Origin of the sequence: Nocardioides sp. NPDC127503 (assembly GCF_040302165.1) — a bacterium.
Taxonomy (GTDB): domain Bacteria; phylum Actinomycetota; class Actinomycetes; order Propionibacteriales; family Nocardioidaceae; genus Nocardioides.
Genome location: NZ_JBEORH010000002.1, coordinates 464,547 through 478,942 on the forward strand (window position 1 = coordinate 464,547; position 14,396 = coordinate 478,942).

At 69.3% G+C, this 14,396-nt stretch carries 12 protein-coding genes; 2 read left to right on the forward strand and 10 right to left on the reverse strand.

The window, feature by feature from the left end; all coding sequences use genetic code 11:
* Positions 1-197 precede the first annotated feature (197 nt).
* Together ABTW65_RS06260 and ABTW65_RS06265 are read right to left on the reverse strand one after the other, a co-directional pair.
* Entirely contained in the window at positions 198-2,135 is a 1,938-nt protein-coding gene (locus tag ABTW65_RS06260; protein WP_350659090.1) for a helix-turn-helix domain-containing protein, read from the reverse strand.
* A complete protein-coding gene (locus ABTW65_RS06265) occupies positions 2,132-4,804 on the reverse strand; it encodes an FtsK/SpoIIIE family DNA translocase (protein ID WP_350659091.1) in 2,673 nt (890 codons plus the stop codon). Before ABTW65_RS06265 ends, ABTW65_RS06260 begins: the two co-directional genes overlap by 4 nt.
* A 77-nt stretch (positions 4,805-4,881) precedes the next feature.
* Between ABTW65_RS06265 and ABTW65_RS06270 the strand changes: the two genes are divergently transcribed.
* Positions 4,882-5,547 carry a lysoplasmalogenase gene (locus ABTW65_RS06270; protein ID WP_350659092.1) on the forward strand — a complete coding sequence of 222 codons (666 nt, stop codon included), beginning with the start codon at positions 4,882-4,884 and terminating at the stop codon, positions 5,545-5,547.
* On the opposite strand, the gene ABTW65_RS06275 is transcribed toward ABTW65_RS06270, so the two are convergent.
* The 8 genes from ABTW65_RS06275 to gcvT are packed head-to-tail and all read right to left on the reverse strand — an operon-like array spanning position 5,534 to position 12,677.
* On the reverse strand, positions 5,534-7,219 hold the full coding sequence (locus tag ABTW65_RS06275) for a ribonuclease J (RefSeq protein ID WP_350659093.1): 1,686 nt from the start codon (positions 7,217-7,219) through the stop codon (positions 5,534-5,536). The two genes, ABTW65_RS06270 and ABTW65_RS06275, sit on opposite strands and share 14 nt — an antisense overlap.
* Positions 7,220-7,230: 11 nt before the next feature.
* The gene (gene dapA / locus ABTW65_RS06280) at positions 7,231-8,118 is read right to left on the reverse strand and encodes a 4-hydroxy-tetrahydrodipicolinate synthase (protein WP_350659094.1); all 888 of its coding nucleotides are present in this window, start codon (positions 8,116-8,118) and stop codon (positions 7,231-7,233) included.
* A 16-nt stretch (positions 8,119-8,134) separates the two neighbouring features.
* The gene (locus tag ABTW65_RS06285; protein WP_350659095.1) at positions 8,135-9,073 is read right to left on the reverse strand and encodes an LLM class F420-dependent oxidoreductase; all 939 of its coding nucleotides are present in this window, start codon (positions 9,071-9,073) and stop codon (positions 8,135-8,137) included.
* A 38-nt stretch (positions 9,074-9,111) separates the two neighbouring features.
* Positions 9,112-9,603 (reverse strand): dihydrofolate reductase, encoded by a 492-nt coding sequence (locus tag ABTW65_RS06290; RefSeq protein WP_350659096.1) that lies wholly within the window; start codon positions 9,601-9,603, stop codon positions 9,112-9,114.
* Positions 9,593-10,387, reverse strand: a complete 795-nt coding sequence (locus ABTW65_RS06295; protein WP_350659097.1) for a thymidylate synthase — start codon at positions 10,385-10,387, stop codon at positions 9,593-9,595. The genes ABTW65_RS06290 and ABTW65_RS06295 overlap by 11 nt, the downstream gene beginning before the upstream one ends.
* A 26-nt stretch (positions 10,388-10,413) precedes the next feature.
* Complete coding sequence (locus ABTW65_RS06300; RefSeq protein WP_350659098.1) at positions 10,414-11,244, reverse strand: PhzF family phenazine biosynthesis protein; 831 nt, start codon at positions 11,242-11,244, stop codon at positions 10,414-10,416.
* 33 nt (positions 11,245-11,277) lie between these two features.
* On the reverse strand, positions 11,278-11,535 hold the full coding sequence (locus ABTW65_RS06305) for a hypothetical protein (RefSeq protein ID WP_350659099.1): 258 nt from the start codon (positions 11,533-11,535) through the stop codon (positions 11,278-11,280).
* Positions 11,535-12,677, reverse strand: coding sequence for a glycine cleavage system aminomethyltransferase GcvT (gcvT, locus tag ABTW65_RS06310; protein ID WP_350659100.1), 1,143 nt, complete (start codon positions 12,675-12,677; stop codon positions 11,535-11,537). Before gcvT ends, ABTW65_RS06305 begins: the two co-directional genes overlap by 1 nt.
* A 77-nt stretch (positions 12,678-12,754) precedes the next feature.
* Between gcvT and ABTW65_RS06315 the strand changes: the two genes are divergently transcribed.
* Positions 12,755-14,296 carry a leucyl aminopeptidase gene (locus ABTW65_RS06315; RefSeq protein WP_350659101.1) on the forward strand — a complete coding sequence of 514 codons (1,542 nt, stop codon included), beginning with the start codon at positions 12,755-12,757 and terminating at the stop codon, positions 14,294-14,296.
* Positions 14,297-14,396 lie beyond the last annotated feature (100 nt).

The following is a 14,396-nucleotide window of genomic DNA, read 5'->3' on the forward strand; positions in this document are numbered from 1 at the left end:
AAAGCTGATGTGACCGGCGTCACCAAACTCCGAACTCTTTAACAACCCCGCCGAGTCGGCGCGTCTGTCCCAGAATTTCTGCCAACTCGGCGTGACTGTCCCGCCCACAACTGTCGAGTCGGCGCAACCGTCCCGTAGCTGGGACAGTTGCGCCGACTCGACCAAACCAGGCGAGACAGACGCGCCGAGTCGTCGGGCTAGTTGGCGGTGTAGGTGCGCTGAGCGGCCTCGCCGGTCTTGCCGAGGGCCTTGGCCTTGCCATCGCCGACGGCGACCTTGAGGGAGCCATCGGAGGTCTGTACGCGCAGGGGCGGGGTGACCTGCAGCTCCTTCGATTCACCGAAGGCGAGGTCGCCGCTGAAGACCACCTTGCCGCGCGAGTCGCGGACGACCACGTGGGCACCGCCACCGGCGGCGGAGATGGTCACCGGAACGGGCGAGGTCTTGCCGTAGGGGCTGTCGGTGCCGGCGGAGCCGTCGAGCTGGATCGCTCCGGCCTGGGGCTCGTGCTGGGTGCCGTCGATGACCAGGCGGGCGACCGACCAGACCAGGATGACCGCCATCACGGCGGCGACCAGGACCGACCAGGACGGTCCGCCGCGCATCCGCCGCACGGGGCGGATCGCCGCGCTGTGGGCGAGCTCGGCCTCGAAGACAGCGCGCGGGCTGACCGGGCCGGAGGCGTACTTCTCGTCATAGGTGCGCAGGAGCGGCGCGACCTCGATGCCGAGGACACGCGCCAGCGTGCGCAGGTGGCCTCGGGCGTAGAAGTCGCCGCCGCAGGGGCCGAAGTCGTCGACCTCGATCGCCTCGATGACGTGCGGACGGATCCGCGTCCACTCGGCCAGGCCGTCCATGTCCAGAGCGAGCCGGCGGCGGGCCGCGGCGATCTCGGCACCGATCTCGGGGACCTTGGTCGGCACCACCTCGGTGGGCTCGTCGTCGACACCGTCGATAGCCAGCGCCTTGACGCCCTCGTCGGGCACCGCGATCGGACGTACGCCCTCGGGCTCGGAGTCCTCGACGTCCGACTCGATCCTGAATGCCTCGGTCTCGTCGTCGACATCCGCGTCCTCGATGTCCACGTCGGCGAACGCGGCCTCGGCCAAGTCCAGCTGGAGCGCGTTGGCGCCGTGGACGGCGATGGTCTCCTGCGGCTCCTCGGGCACGTAGCGTACGTCCACCCGGACCGCCGTCGAAGGCTCGCGCAGCGGCGCGACGGGCTCCGCCTTGACCTCCGCCTTCACCTCGGGCTCGGGGTCGGTCTTCGGCGTCGTCTCGTCCTGGTCAGTGTCCCGGTCCACCTGGTCCTGCTCCGCCTCGTCCACCACGTCTGCGGCATTGATATCAGGCACGTCCAAGACCCGGAGCATCCGGGGGTTGGTGTCTCCGGCCTGCTTCGAAAGGGGCGGGCGGATCGCGGTGTCACCGTCGTCCGAGGCGGCGTCGGCAGCGTTGACTTCGGTGTTGTCTTCGGTGTGGTCTTCGGTGCTCTCGTCGGTATCCGTCTCCGGTTCCTCGACGTCGAGCGCAGGGTCGATCTCGACGACCTCGACACCGTCGGCGGCGACGATCGCGATGGCCTCGGTGACGTCGTCACCGGCACCCAGGACGCGGGTGGAGAGGCCGAGCGGGAGCGAGAACGGGAGGCCGTAGAGGCGCTCGGTGAGCATCGCCTGGCGCCGGGCGGTCGGCGAGAGCTCGTCGAGCACCTCGTCCTCGTCGTGCAGCAGCACGCCGATGCGGCCGTCCTTCCAGAACCTCTCGATCCCGTCCGGGCGCGGGGTGTGCTCGACGGACTCGATCTTCGACCACGGGATGCCCTGCCAGGTCTGGCCGAAGCGGAGGCGTACGCCCTGCTCGTCCACGAGCAGCAGCGGCATCCGGGAGTCCCAGGCCGTCCAGCCCTGCACCGCCGCGACGGCGAGCAGGATCAGGCCGACCAGATAGCCCTCGATGCCGCCACGCAGCACGAAGGCGATGCCGACGAGCAGCGACGCGAGCGCCACGACCAGCGCGAGGCGGCCGTTGCGGCGTACCTCGACGACGTCGACGTCATGGGCCTCGACGGTCTCGACGGCCTCGACGTTCTCGGCAGGGTCGACGGTCTCGACCGCCGGTGAATTCTCGCTCACATCTCCCCCTGGATTGTTGCGATGACGCCGTCGATCTCGTCCGGCTTGACGAGTACGTCGCGTGCCTTGGAGCCCTCGGAGGGACCGACCACGCCGCGCGACTCGAGGATATCCATCAGTCGGCCGGCTTTGGCGAACCCGACGCGGAGCTTGCGCTGCAGCATCGAGGTCGACCCGAACTGGGTCGAGACGATCAGCTCGATCGCCTGGATGACCAGGTCCATGTCGTCGCCGATGTCGTCGTCCAGCACCCGCTTGGACTCCGCCGGGGCGGTCACGTCCTCGCGGTAGGACGGCTCCAACTGGCCCTTGACGCTCTTGACGACCGCGTTGACCTCCGACTCGGAGACCCAGGAGCCCTGCACACGGATCGGCTTGGAGGAGCCCATCGGCAGGAAGAGCCCGTCACCCTGGCCGACCAGCTTCTCGGCACCGGGCTGGTCGAGGATGACGCGCGAGTCGGCCAGCGACGAGGTCGCGAAGGCGAGCCGCGAGGGAACGTTGGCCTTGATCAGACCGGTGACCACGTCGACCGAGGGCCGCTGCGTGGCCAGCACCAGGTGGATGCCGGCGGCACGGGCGAGCTGGGTGATGCGTACGACCGCGTCCTCGACGTCGCGCGGGGCGACCATCATCAGGTCGGCGAGCTCGTCGACGATGACCAGCAGGTAGGGGTAGGGCGACAGGACCCGCTCCGAGTCGGGCGGGAGCTGCACCTTCCCGGCGCGTACGGCCTTGTTGAAGTCGTCGACGTGACGGAAGCCGAAGTTGGCCAGGTCGTCGTAGCGCATGTCCATCTCGCGTACGACCCAGGCCAACGCCTCGGCGGCCTTCTTCGGGTTGGTGATGATCGGCGTGATCAGGTGCGGCACGCCCTCGTAGGAGTTGAGCTCGACCCGCTTGGGGTCGACCATGATCATCCGGACCTCGTCGGGCGTGGCCCGCATCAGCACCGAGGTGATCATCGAGTTGATGAAGGACGACTTACCCGAACCGGTCGCACCGGCGACCAGCAGGTGGGGCATCTTGGCGAGGTTGGCGACCACGAAGCCGCCCTCGACGTCCTTGCCCACACCGGTGATCATCGGGTGGTGGTCGCCGCGCGCGGCGTTGGAGCGGAGCACGTCGCCGAGGGTGACGATCTCCTTGTCGCTGTTCGGGATCTCCACACCGACGGCGGACTTGCCGGGGATCGGCGAGAGGATGCGTACGTCGGCGGAGGCCACCGCGTAGGCGATGTTCTTCTGGATCCCGGTGATCTTCTCGACCTTCACGCCGGCGCCGAGCTCGACGATGTAGCGGGTGACCGTCGGGCCGCGGGTGTAGCCGGTGACCGCGGCGTCGATGTTGAACTCCTCGAGCACCGCTTGGAGCCGGCTGACGATCTCGTCGGAGGCCTTCGAGCGCGCCTTGTGCGGCGAGCCGGGCTTGAGCAGATCGCTGCCCGGGAGCGTGTAAGCCACGTCGCCGGCGAGCATCAGCTGCTCGACGCGCTGCGGCAGCTCGGCGTGCGGCGGCGGCTCGAGGTCGCGCCTCTTGCCGGGCTTCGGCCCAGTGTCCGCGACTGCGGGCATGAGGCCCGCCGCGTCGCTGGGTACGGCCTCGTTGGGCTGGGTGTCGGCGTCCGAGTCCTCGTCGAGGGCGAGCGCGATGTCGAGCCCGTCCTTCTTGCGCTTCTTCTTCGGCTTCTCCTCCTCGAGGAGCGGCGTCTCGTAGGGCTCGAAGCCCTCCGGGTCGAAGGTGTCGTCGTCGGCGAAGAGCTTGTTGCCCCGCCGCACCCGCCGGATGTTGGTGCCGCTCTCGCTCAGCTCCTCGGGCGGGGTCAAGCCGAGTGCCCGGTCGCGCAGCTCCACCAGGCGACTCGGCACCTGGTAGAGCGGGGTCCCGGTGATCACCAGGATCCCGAAGACGACGAGAAGAGACAGGAGTACGACGACCACGGCCGTCGAGCGCAGCACGTCCAGCAGCAGGCTGGCCACGACGTAGCCGATCGCGCCGCCGGCCCACTGCAGCTCGCTGCTGTCGCCGGAGGTGGGCTGCGGGTTGCCGTTGGCGATCTGGATGATGCCGAGCGTGGCCATCAGGAACGCGGCCCAGCCGATCGCGAGCCGGCCGACCGGGGCGGCGTTGACCGGGTCGCGCATCAGCCGGGCACCGGCGACGACGAGCCCGACCGGCACCAGCCAGCCGACCTTGCCGACGACGCCGGCCACGGCGATGCGTACGACGTCGAAGAACTGTCCGCCGAGCTGGAACCAGACACCGGCGGCGACGAGGACGGAGAGGCCGATCAGGAACAGGCCGGCACCGTCGCGCCGGTGCTCCGGCTCGAGGTCACTGGCGGCCTGGCCACCGACGCGGAAGATGGCTGCCACTCCCCCGGCGATCGCCAGCCACAGGCTGGCGATGGTCGAGAAGATGGCGTCGAAGAGGACCGCGATCGGGCTGGGCCCGTTGCGAACGGCACGAGGTGGCGTACGGTTCGTCGTCTTCCGGTTAGTCGACTTTGCGGCGGGACGGCGCTTGTTCTGGCCCTTGTTCGGCGCTGCCTTTGAGCGGGCCCGGCTCGTGGCCGTTGCTCGCTTTGTCGTGGTCGTACTCCGGGGACGGGTGCTCTTATTGGTGGTCGAGCTCCGCGAACCCGGCGGGGAAGACGTACGGGTCGCCATACAAGCAGGGTATTCGACCAGGCAGCCTGGGCCCGGGACCCCCATGGGGGTGTGTTGCAGCGGTGTAGTTTGCCGCCATGCAGAGCCTGGCAGTCCTCGTCGCCCTCCTCACCGCCGCCGATGCCGTGGCGGACTGGACCTGCGTGTGGTCCGGCTGGCGCCGGATCCACTACTTCACCAAACCTTTGGTGATGGTGGGGCTGATGGTGTTGGTGGGGCTGGTCAGCGACGGCGAGCCGGCAGCATGGTGGCTGGTCGTCGCGCTCTTCTTCGGGATGCTCGGCGACATCTCGATGATCGGCTCGTCGGCCCGGCGGTTCCTCGGCGGCGTGGGGCTCTTCTTCGTCGGCCACCTGGCGTACGCCGTGACCTTCCTCGCCCTCGGTCTGGAGACACCGACGTGGTCCTGGGCCGGCTTCGCGGTCGCGATCGTGCTGGCGATCCCGATGGGCCGGGTGCTCCGGGGCGCCCGGGAGATGGGCGGTGTGCCGATGGCGGCCGCCCTGGCTGCGTACTCCCTGGTGATCGCCACCATGCTCGTGCTGGGCTGGCTGACCGGGAGCGCGTGGATCGCCGCGGGTGCGACGATCTTCGTCGTCAGCGACACCCTGATCGGGCTCAACCTCGCTGAGCACGGCAACGAGCCGCCGCGCCTGACCAACGTGCAGATCATGGTGACCTATCACGTCGGCCAGGCGCTGATCACGGCTGGCGTGCTGCTGGCGCTCGCTACGCCTCGATGACGACCGGGACGATCATCGGCCGGCGGCGGTGGGTGCTGGAGACCCAGCGCCCGAACGTACGCCGGATGGCCTGCTGCAGCTGGTAGGTGTCGGTCGCACCCTCGGAGATGGCGCGGTTGACCGCCTTGACGATCGGCTGCTTGATCGGCTCGAAGGCGTTGTCCGGCCACACATGGCCGCGGGCGTGGATCTCGGGGCCGCTGGCGACGACCCCCTTGACCGAGTCGACCACGACGACGATCGAGACGAAGCCTTCCTCGGACAGGATCCGGCGGTCCTTGAGCTCGGACTCGGTGACGTCTCCGACGGTGGTGCCGTCGACGAAGACGTAGCCGCACTCGACCTTGCCCGCGATCTCGGCCTTGCCGTCGATGAGGTCGACGACGACGCCGTCCTCGGCGTAGACGACGCTCTCGACGCCGGTCTGGCGGGCCAGGTCACCGTTGGCGAGCAGGTGACGCACCTCGCCGTGGACAGGCATCACGTTGCGCGGGCGGACGATGTTGTAGCAGTAGAGCAGCTCGCCCGCGCTCGCGTGGCCCGAGACGTGCACCAGGGCGTTGCCCTTGTGGACCACGTTGGCGCCCAGACGGGCGAGGCCGTTGATCACCCGGTAGATCGAGTTCTCGTTGCCCGGGATCAGGCTGCTGGCCAGCAGGACGGTGTCGCCCGGCTCGATGTGCACGAAGTTGTGGGTGCCGTTGGCGATGCGGGACAACGCCGACATCGGCTCGCCTTGCGAGCCGGTCGAGACCATGACGACCTTCTCCGGCGGCAGGTCGGCGAGCTCCTTGGCGTCCACGATGACGTCCTCGGGCACGTGCAGGTAGCCCAGGTCGGAGGCGATCTGCATGTTGCGGACCATCGAACGGCCGACGTACGCCACCTTGCGGCCGTGTGCCACCGCGCTGTCGAGCACCTGCTGGACGCGGTGCACGTGGGAGGCGAAGCAGGCCACGATGATGCGCTGGTCGGACTCGCGGAAGACCTGCTCGATCGCGGGCGCGATCTTCTTCTCCGCGGTCGTGAAGCCGGGGACCTCGGCGTTGGTGGAGTCGGTGAGGAACAGGTCCACACCCTCCTCACCGAGCCGGGCGAACGCGCGCAGGTCGGTGATCCGGCCGTCCAGCGGCAGCTGGTCCATCTTGAAGTCGCCGGTGTGCAGCACGAGGCCGGCGCCGGTGCGGATCGCGACCGCGAGCGCGTCCGGGATGGAGTGGTTGACGGCGACGAACTCGAGCTCGAACGGCCCGAAGGAGATCGTGTCGCCCTCGCGTACCTTGTGCTGGACGGTCTCGCGCAGGCGGTGCTCGCGCAGCTTGGAGCCGAGCAGGGCCAGGGTCAGCTCGGAGCCGACCAGCGGGATGTTCTGGCGCTCGCGGAGCAGGTAGGGCGTTGCGCCGATGTGGTCCTCGTGACCGTGGGTCAGGACCAGCGCCTCGATGTCGCCGAGCCGGTCACGGATCGGGCCGAAGTCGGGCAGGATCAGGTCGACACCGGGCTGCTGCTCCTCGGGGAAGAGCACGCCGCAGTCGACGATCAGCAGCCGGCCGTCGTACTCGAAGACGGTCATGTTGCGGCCGACCTCGCCGAGGCCGCCGAGAGGGGTGACCCGCAGGCCGCCCTTGGGGAGCTTGCCGGGTTCGGTCAGCTCCGGGTGTGGGTGAGACAAAGGCATTCCTTCTAAAGAAGGCCAGAGGCCTCCAGCCCGGCTCGCAGCGCTTCGACCTCGTCGTCGTCGAGCGCCACCAGGGGCCCTCGTACGTTGCGGTTGTCGATCACGCCGGTCAGCTCGAGAGCGGCCTTGGCAGTGGTGGCTCCGTAGTTCGGGACGCCCATGATGGCGTCGATCGCGGGGAGCATCCGCGCATAAGTCTTGCGGGCGGTCTCGATGTCGCTCGCCGCGAAGGCGTCGATCATCGTCCGCGTCTGGTCACCGAGCACGTGGGCGGCGACGCTGATCACGCCGACGGCGCCGTGCGCCAGCCAGGCGAGGGTGAGCGCGTCGTCACCGGAGTAGATCGTGTAGCCGAGGTCGAGCAGCCTGGTGCCGCGCGGGAAGTCGCCGGCGGCCTCCTTGACCGCGACGACGGTGTCCCAGGTGATCGCCTCGCGGTAGGTGTCGAGGGTGATCGGGGAGCCGGTGCGGCCGGGGACGTCGTAGAGGATGACGGGGGTGTCGGTCGCGGAGACCACGGTGCGGAAGTGCTCGCGGATGCCGCGCTCGCCCGGCTTGTTGTAGTAGGGCGTCACCAGGAGCAGGCCGTCGGCGCCGATCGACGCCGCCTGCTTGGCGAGCTCGACGGTGTTGCGGGTGTCGTTGGTGCCGATGCCGGCCACGATCTTGGCGCGGTCGCCGACGGCGTCCTTGACCGCGGCCAGGATCTCGCCGTCCTCGGCCGGAGTGGTGGTCGGCGACTCGCCGGTGGTGCCGGAGACGACGATGCCGTCGTGGCCGTGATCGACCAGGTGCTTGGCGACTTTCTGGGTCTGCTCCAGGTCGACCGAGCCATCGTCGTTGAACATCGTGACGAGTGCGGAGAGCACGGTGCCGAAGGGAGCATCAGTCATGGCGTACAGACTATCGTCAGACGCGCGGCATGACCTCGTCGGCTACGAGTGCGAGATGGTCGAGATCGCTCAGGTCTAGCACCTGGAGGTAGATGCGGCTCGCGCCGACGTCCTCGAACCGCTTGATCTTGGCGACGACCTCGTCCGGGGTGCCCGCCAGGCCGTTCTCGCGCAGCTCGGCCGGCTCGCGGCCGATCGCCTGCGCACGGCGGGCGATCTCGTCCTCGTCGCGGCCGACACAGAGCACCTGGGCGGCGGAGTAGATGATCGAGTCGTCCCGGCCGGCGGCCTCGACGAAGCGCCCGACGTTCTCGAACAGTGCCAGCGAGTCCTCGACGGAGACGAAGGCGGCGTTGAACTCGTCGGCGAAGGTGGCGGCAAGCGTCGGCGTACGCTTCTTGCCGCCGCCGCCCACGATCACCGGGATCGAGCCCGCGTGGCCACGTGTCTGGACCGGCTTCGGCAGGCCCGGGCTGTCCTTGATCGTGTAGTGCTTCCCGTTGAAGTCGAAGGTCTCCCCCGGCTCGGTCGCCCACAGCCCGGTGATGATCTCGAGCTGCTCCTCCAGCCGGTCGAACCGCTCGCCCAGGGCCGGGAACGGGATCCCGTACGCCTCGTGCTCCTCCTCGAACCAACCCGCTCCCAGGCCGAGCTCGACCCGGCCCTCGGACATGTCGTCCACGTTGGCGGCCTGGATGGCCAGCACACCCGGGAGACGGAAGGTCGCCGAGGTGACCAGGGTGCCGAGCCGGATCGTGCTCGTGTCGCGGGCCAGGCCGGCGAGCGTCGTCCACGCGTCGCTCGGTCCGGGCAGTCCGTCGACCGAGCCCATCTTCAGGTAGTGGTCGGAGCGGAAGAACGCCCCGAACCCCAGCTCCTCGGCCTTCTGTGCGACAGCGAGGATGTCGGCGTAGGACGCCCCCTGCTGGGGCTCGGTGAAGATGCGCAGCTCCATGCCGTTTACCTTAGAGGGGCGAGACACCTACTCGCGCGTTAGGGAGAGCGAACGAGGAAGACGCGGTCGTACGCCTCGTGGGGCTCGCGCTTCGTCTCGACCCACTCCGCCTGGTCGAAGGGCGGGTAGAGGACGTCGCCCTCGGGAGTCAGGTGGACGCGGGTGATGACCTGCTCGGTGGCGTACGGCAGAGCTGCTTCGTAGACCTGCGCGCCCCCGGCGATGATCGTGTCGCCCTGCTCCTCCGCGGCCAGGGCGAGAGCGGAGTCGATGTCGTGCGCGACCAGCACGCCGTCGTACGACCAGGTCTTGTCACCGGTCAGCACCACGGTCGTGCGGCCGGGGAGGGGGCGGCCGATGGACTCGAAGGTGGTGCGACCCATGACGAGCGTGTGGCCCATCGTGATCGCCTTGAACTCGGCCTGCTCGCCGGGGATCTTCCAGGGGATGTCGGGACCGTTGCCGATGACACCGTTGTCGGCGACGGCCGCGACCATCACGACGCGCCCCGAACCGGCCTCAGACGGCAACGGGGGCCTTGATGCCGGGGGCAGGGTCGTAGCCCTCCACCGTGATGTCCTCGAGCTCGAACGCGTCGATGTCCTTCACATCCGGGTTGAGCCGCAGGGTCGGCAGCGTCCCCGGCTCACGGGTGAGCTGGAGGCGGGCCTGCTCGAGGTGGTTGCTGTAGAGGTGGGCGTCGCCGAGCGTGTGCACGAAGTCACCGACCTCGAGCCCGGTCACGTGGGCGACCATGTGGGTCAGCAGGGCGTAGGACGCGATGTTGAACGGGACACCCAGGAAGACGTCCGCGGAGCGCTGGTAGAGCTGCAGGCTCAGCTTGCCGTCGGCTACATAGAACTGGCACAGCGTGTGGCACGGCGGCAGCGCCATGTCGTCGATATCGGCCGGGTTCCAGGCGCTGATGACGTGGCGGCGGCTGTCGGGGTCGGTGCGGATCTGGTCGATGATCTTGGAGATCTGGTCGACGTGGCGCCCGTCAGGAGTCGGCCAGGAACGCCACTGGTAGCCGTAGACCGGACCCAGGTCGCCGTTCTCGTCGGCCCACTCGTCCCAGATCGTGATGCCGCGCTCCTGGAGCCAGCGCACGTTGGTGTCGCCGCGCAGGAACCAGAGCAGCTCACCGAAGACCGAGCGGGTGTGGACCTTCTTCGTCGTCAGCAGCGGGAAACCCTCGCTGAGGTCGTAGCGGGTCTGGTGACCGAAGACGCTGATCGTGCCCGTCCCGGTGCGGTCGGACTTCTCCACACCCTCGTCGAGGATGCGGGTCAACAGATCGAGGTAGGACTGCACGGCCCCAGCCTAGGTCAGAGCTCAGCTCAGAGCTCGACCGTCCCTCGGATGGTGGTCAGCGTGTCTCCGCCGACCCACACCTGGTCCTCGATCCGCTCGACGTACACGCGTCCCTTCCGCTTCATGACGGTGCCCTGAGAAGCGACGTACGCCTCCGGTAGCTCCGACCCCGCGAGCCACTGCCCCAGCGCGGCGTTGAGCGACCCCGTGACCGGGTCCTCGAAGGCGACGCCGTCGGCCGGGAAGTACGCCCGGACCTCGACCGCGCACTCGCTGCCCTCGGGGTAGCGCCCGACTAGACCGACTTTGTGATTCCCCAGAGCGGCATGGTCGGGCGTGACAGCGAGCACGGCCTCCGCGTCGGCGAGCATCACCCCGACCCAGCCCGGGCCGTTGTCGCACCACCGCGCGCCCTGGATCTCGCCGCGCTCGATCTGCAGCCCCTTCGCGATGGCTCCCAGCGTCTCCTCGTCGACCTCGCCGCCGCGCCGCAGCTCCGGCGCAGCGAAGGCGATCCTCTCCTCACGGCGCAGCTCGACCAGCCCAACGCCGCACTCCTGCACCAGGCCGGCGCCCTTCGGCTTCCCACCGGCCTCCAGCCACGCGTGTGCCGACCCGAGCGTCGGGTGGCCGGCGAACGGCAGCTCGCCGCTGACCGTGAAGATCCGCAGCCGGTAGTCGGCGGCCGGGTCCGTCGGGGCCAGCAGGAAGGTGGTCTCGGAGAGGTTGGTCCACCGCGCGAAGGCGGCCATCTGCTCGTCGGTGAGACCGTCGGCCCCGTGTACGACGGCGACCGGGTTGCCCAGCAGCGGCTCGTTGGTGAAGACGTCGACCTGGCGGAACTCGTAGGCAGTCACGCGCGAGAGCCTAGCCATCGCCGGAGAGAAGCCTCAGGCGGTCAGCTTCATCGGGCCGTAGACCTGCCGGTCGTGCTCGAAGAGCACCACCGCGGCCACGCCCGCGTCCAAGAGGTCCTGCCAGACCTCGCCCACCCACGACTCGGCGTCGCTCTGGTTGGCGAAGCGCTGGCCGGCGAGATCGCCGTCGACCGGCACATCGGCACCCGCGGCGTCGACGAGCTGCCACCACCACGGCCGGTCGGCGGCCGTCGGCTGCTTGAACACCGAGGGAACGTCAGGGATGCTCATCAGCCCTCCCGCACGTGCGACGGGACGAAGGGCGGCTTGGTGAGCTGGAAGATCTCGCGTCGGCCGCGTACGTCGATGCCGATCTCGGCCTCCGGGTTGACCGTGGTCGAGACGAGCACCAGGCCGACGCCCTTCTTCAGCGTGGGCGAGAAGGTGCCGGAGGTGACCTCGCCGACCGGCACGTCAGCGGTCAGCGACGCGGTCATGTGTGGACGTGGGATGCCTCGGCCGACGGCGACGATGCCGCGCAGGGCGCGCTTCGGGCCGGCCTCCTTCTCGGCGACGAGCTTGTCGCGGCCCCAGAAGGCGTCCTTCTTCCAGCCGACGGCCCAGCCGAGGCCAGCCTCGTTGGGAGTGACGTCGAGGGCGATGTCCTGGCCGTGGAGCGGGTAGCCCATCTCCGTACGCAGCGTGTCGCGGGCACCGAGGCCGCACGGCACCGCGCCCATCGCCTCGCCCCGGGACAGCAGCGCGTCCCAGAGCGCGCCGGCGGCCTCGTTGGCGACGATCAGCTCGTAGCCGCGCTCGCCCGAGTAGCCGGAGCGGCACACGACGACGCCGATCTCGTCACCGAGCACATCGGGAGCGGCCGCCTCAACGAAGGACATGTATTCGTGACCGGCCGGCAGCCCGACCGCCTCGAGCAGCTCGTCCGACTTCGGTCCCTGGACGGCGAGCACCGCGTAGTCGCGGTGGTGGTCGGCGAGGGTGATTCCCTCGGGCGCGGCCTCCTGGAGCCGGCGTACGACCTCAGGGGTGTTGGCGGCGTTGGGGACGATCAGGACGTGCTCGTCGTCGCGGTAGTAGGCGATCAGGTCGTCGACGATGCCGCCGGTCTCCTCGTCGCAGCACAGCGTGTACTGCGCCTTGCCGGGCTTGATCCGGCCGAGGTCGTTGGTGAAGGACGCGTTGACGAACTCGGCCGCACCCGACCCGCTGATCATGACCTTGCCCAGGTGGCTGACGTCGAAGACCCCGACCGCCTCACGGACCGCGGTGTGCTCCTTGACGACGCCGGAGTACTCCAGCGGCATCGACCAGCCGCCGAACTCACCGAACTTCGCGCCGAGTCCGACGTGGTTTTCGTGCAGAGGGGACTGGAGCAGCTCCGACCCGCCCCCCGTGGAGGTCTCTTCAGCCATACCGCGAACTTATCGCACCAGGGCGACACTCCCCGGTCGGCGCCCCCTCCGGGCGTGCCACACCTAGACTGCACGGCGTGACCCTGCCTGACATCACCTACACGCTGCGTACCGCCTCCCCCGCCAAGACCCGTGCCGAGGCGGTCGTCGTCGGCATCGGCCAGGGCGCGAAGGCTGTCGAGGTGACCGCTGGCGCGGAGGACGTCCAGGCCGCCTACGGACGCCGGTGGCGCGGGATGCTCGCCACGCTCGGCGTCAGCGGCAAGGCCGGCGAGGTCACCCGCCTGCCCGCAGGGAACGAGATCGGCGCCCAGCTCCTCGTTCTGGTCGGGCTCGGCAAGCCCGGTGCGGACGGGACCTACTCGGCCGATTCCGTACGCCGCGCCGCCGGCGCCGCCGCCCGCTCGGTCCCCAACGCGACCTCCGTCGCCGTGTCTCTTCCGGCAGACACCCCCGACCTGGTGCGCGCCGTCACCGAGGGCTACCTCCTCGGCGGCTACACCTTCACCCCCTATAAATCGAGCTCAGCCAAGTCGGGCACGGGCAAGTCGGGCGGGGACAGCAACGGCCCGAGCGATGTCGCGATCCTGAGCGCGATCGCGCGGCGTACGGACGCGGTCACCGCCTTCGAGGAGGCGCAGATCCTCGCCCAGGCGATCGCCGGCACCCGCGAATGGGTCAACGTCCCGCCCGCCGACCTGACTCCCCCGGCGTTCGCCGACGCCATCGCGCACGTGGCCGAGCTGGTCGAGGGCGTCGAGACGACCGTGTACGACGAGAAGCAGCTCGCCGAGCTCGGCTGCGGCGGCATCCTCGCCGTGGGCATGGGCTCGGCGGCCAAGCCGCGCCTGGTCGAGCTCACCTACTCCCCCGACGACAGTCGCGCGCACATCGCGCTGGTCGGCAAGGGCATCACCTTCGACTCCGGCGGCCTCACGATCAAGCCGGGCAGCTCGATGTCCACGATGAAGTCGGACATGGCCGGTGCGGCCGCGGTGGCCCAGGCGACCTTCGCGATCGCCCGACTCGGGCTGCCGGTGAAGGTCTCCGCGTTCGTGCCGATGGCGGAGAACATGGTCTCCGGCTCGTCCTACCGTCCCGGCGACGTGGTCACCCACTACGGCGGTACGACCGTCGAGGTCTCCAACATGGACGCCGAGGGACGGATGGTCCTCGCCGACGCTCTCGTACGGGCGACCGAGGTCTCGCCGGACCTCATCATCGACGTTGCCACGCTCACCGGCCACATGGTGATGGCGCTGGGCGACAGGGTCAGCGGCGTACTCGGTTCCGAGGACGTCGTCGACCGCGTACTCGCCGCCGCCGACGCCGCCGGCGAGCAGATGTGGCCGATGCCCATCCCGGAATGGATGGACGAGCGAATCCGTTCCTCCAAGGTGGCCGACCTCAACCAGCACGACTGGATCCGCTGGGGCGGTGGGCTGTACGCCGCCGCCTTCCTGCGCGAGTTCACCGGCGGTCTCCCCTGGGCCCATCTCGACATCGCCGGACCCTCCTTCAACAGTGGGGGCGCTTCGGGCCATCTCACTCCCGGAGGCACGGGTGTGGCGGTGGCAACACTGGTGGACTACGTACGCGAGATGGCTACCGATCAGTAGTGGTCCGGTTGACACAGCGCTGCGGGGGTAGTGACAAGATGGGCTCCGTGATCGACGCCCTTGGCCGCACATCTGGCGGCATCATGAGTGCGTCGGGCAG

Coding starts and splice junctions, on each gene's coding strand:
- dapA (WP_350659094.1), bottom strand. CDS start 8,118: ATGACTGATGCTCCCTTCGGCACCGTGCTCTCCGCACTCGTCACGATG.
- ABTW65_RS06265 (WP_350659091.1), bottom strand. CDS start 4,804: ATGGCGACCCGTACGTCTTCCCCGCCGGGTTCGCGGAGCTCGACCACC.
- ABTW65_RS06285 (WP_350659095.1), bottom strand. CDS start 9,073: ATGGAGCTGCGCATCTTCACCGAGCCCCAGCAGGGGGCGTCCTACGCC.
- ABTW65_RS06270 (WP_350659092.1), top strand. CDS start 4,882: ATGCAGAGCCTGGCAGTCCTCGTCGCCCTCCTCACCGCCGCCGATGCC.
- gcvT (WP_350659100.1), bottom strand. CDS start 12,677: ATGGCTGAAGAGACCTCCACGGGGGGCGGGTCGGAGCTGCTCCAGTCC.
- ABTW65_RS06305 (WP_350659099.1), bottom strand. CDS start 11,535: ATGAGCATCCCTGACGTTCCCTCGGTGTTCAAGCAGCCGACGGCCGCC.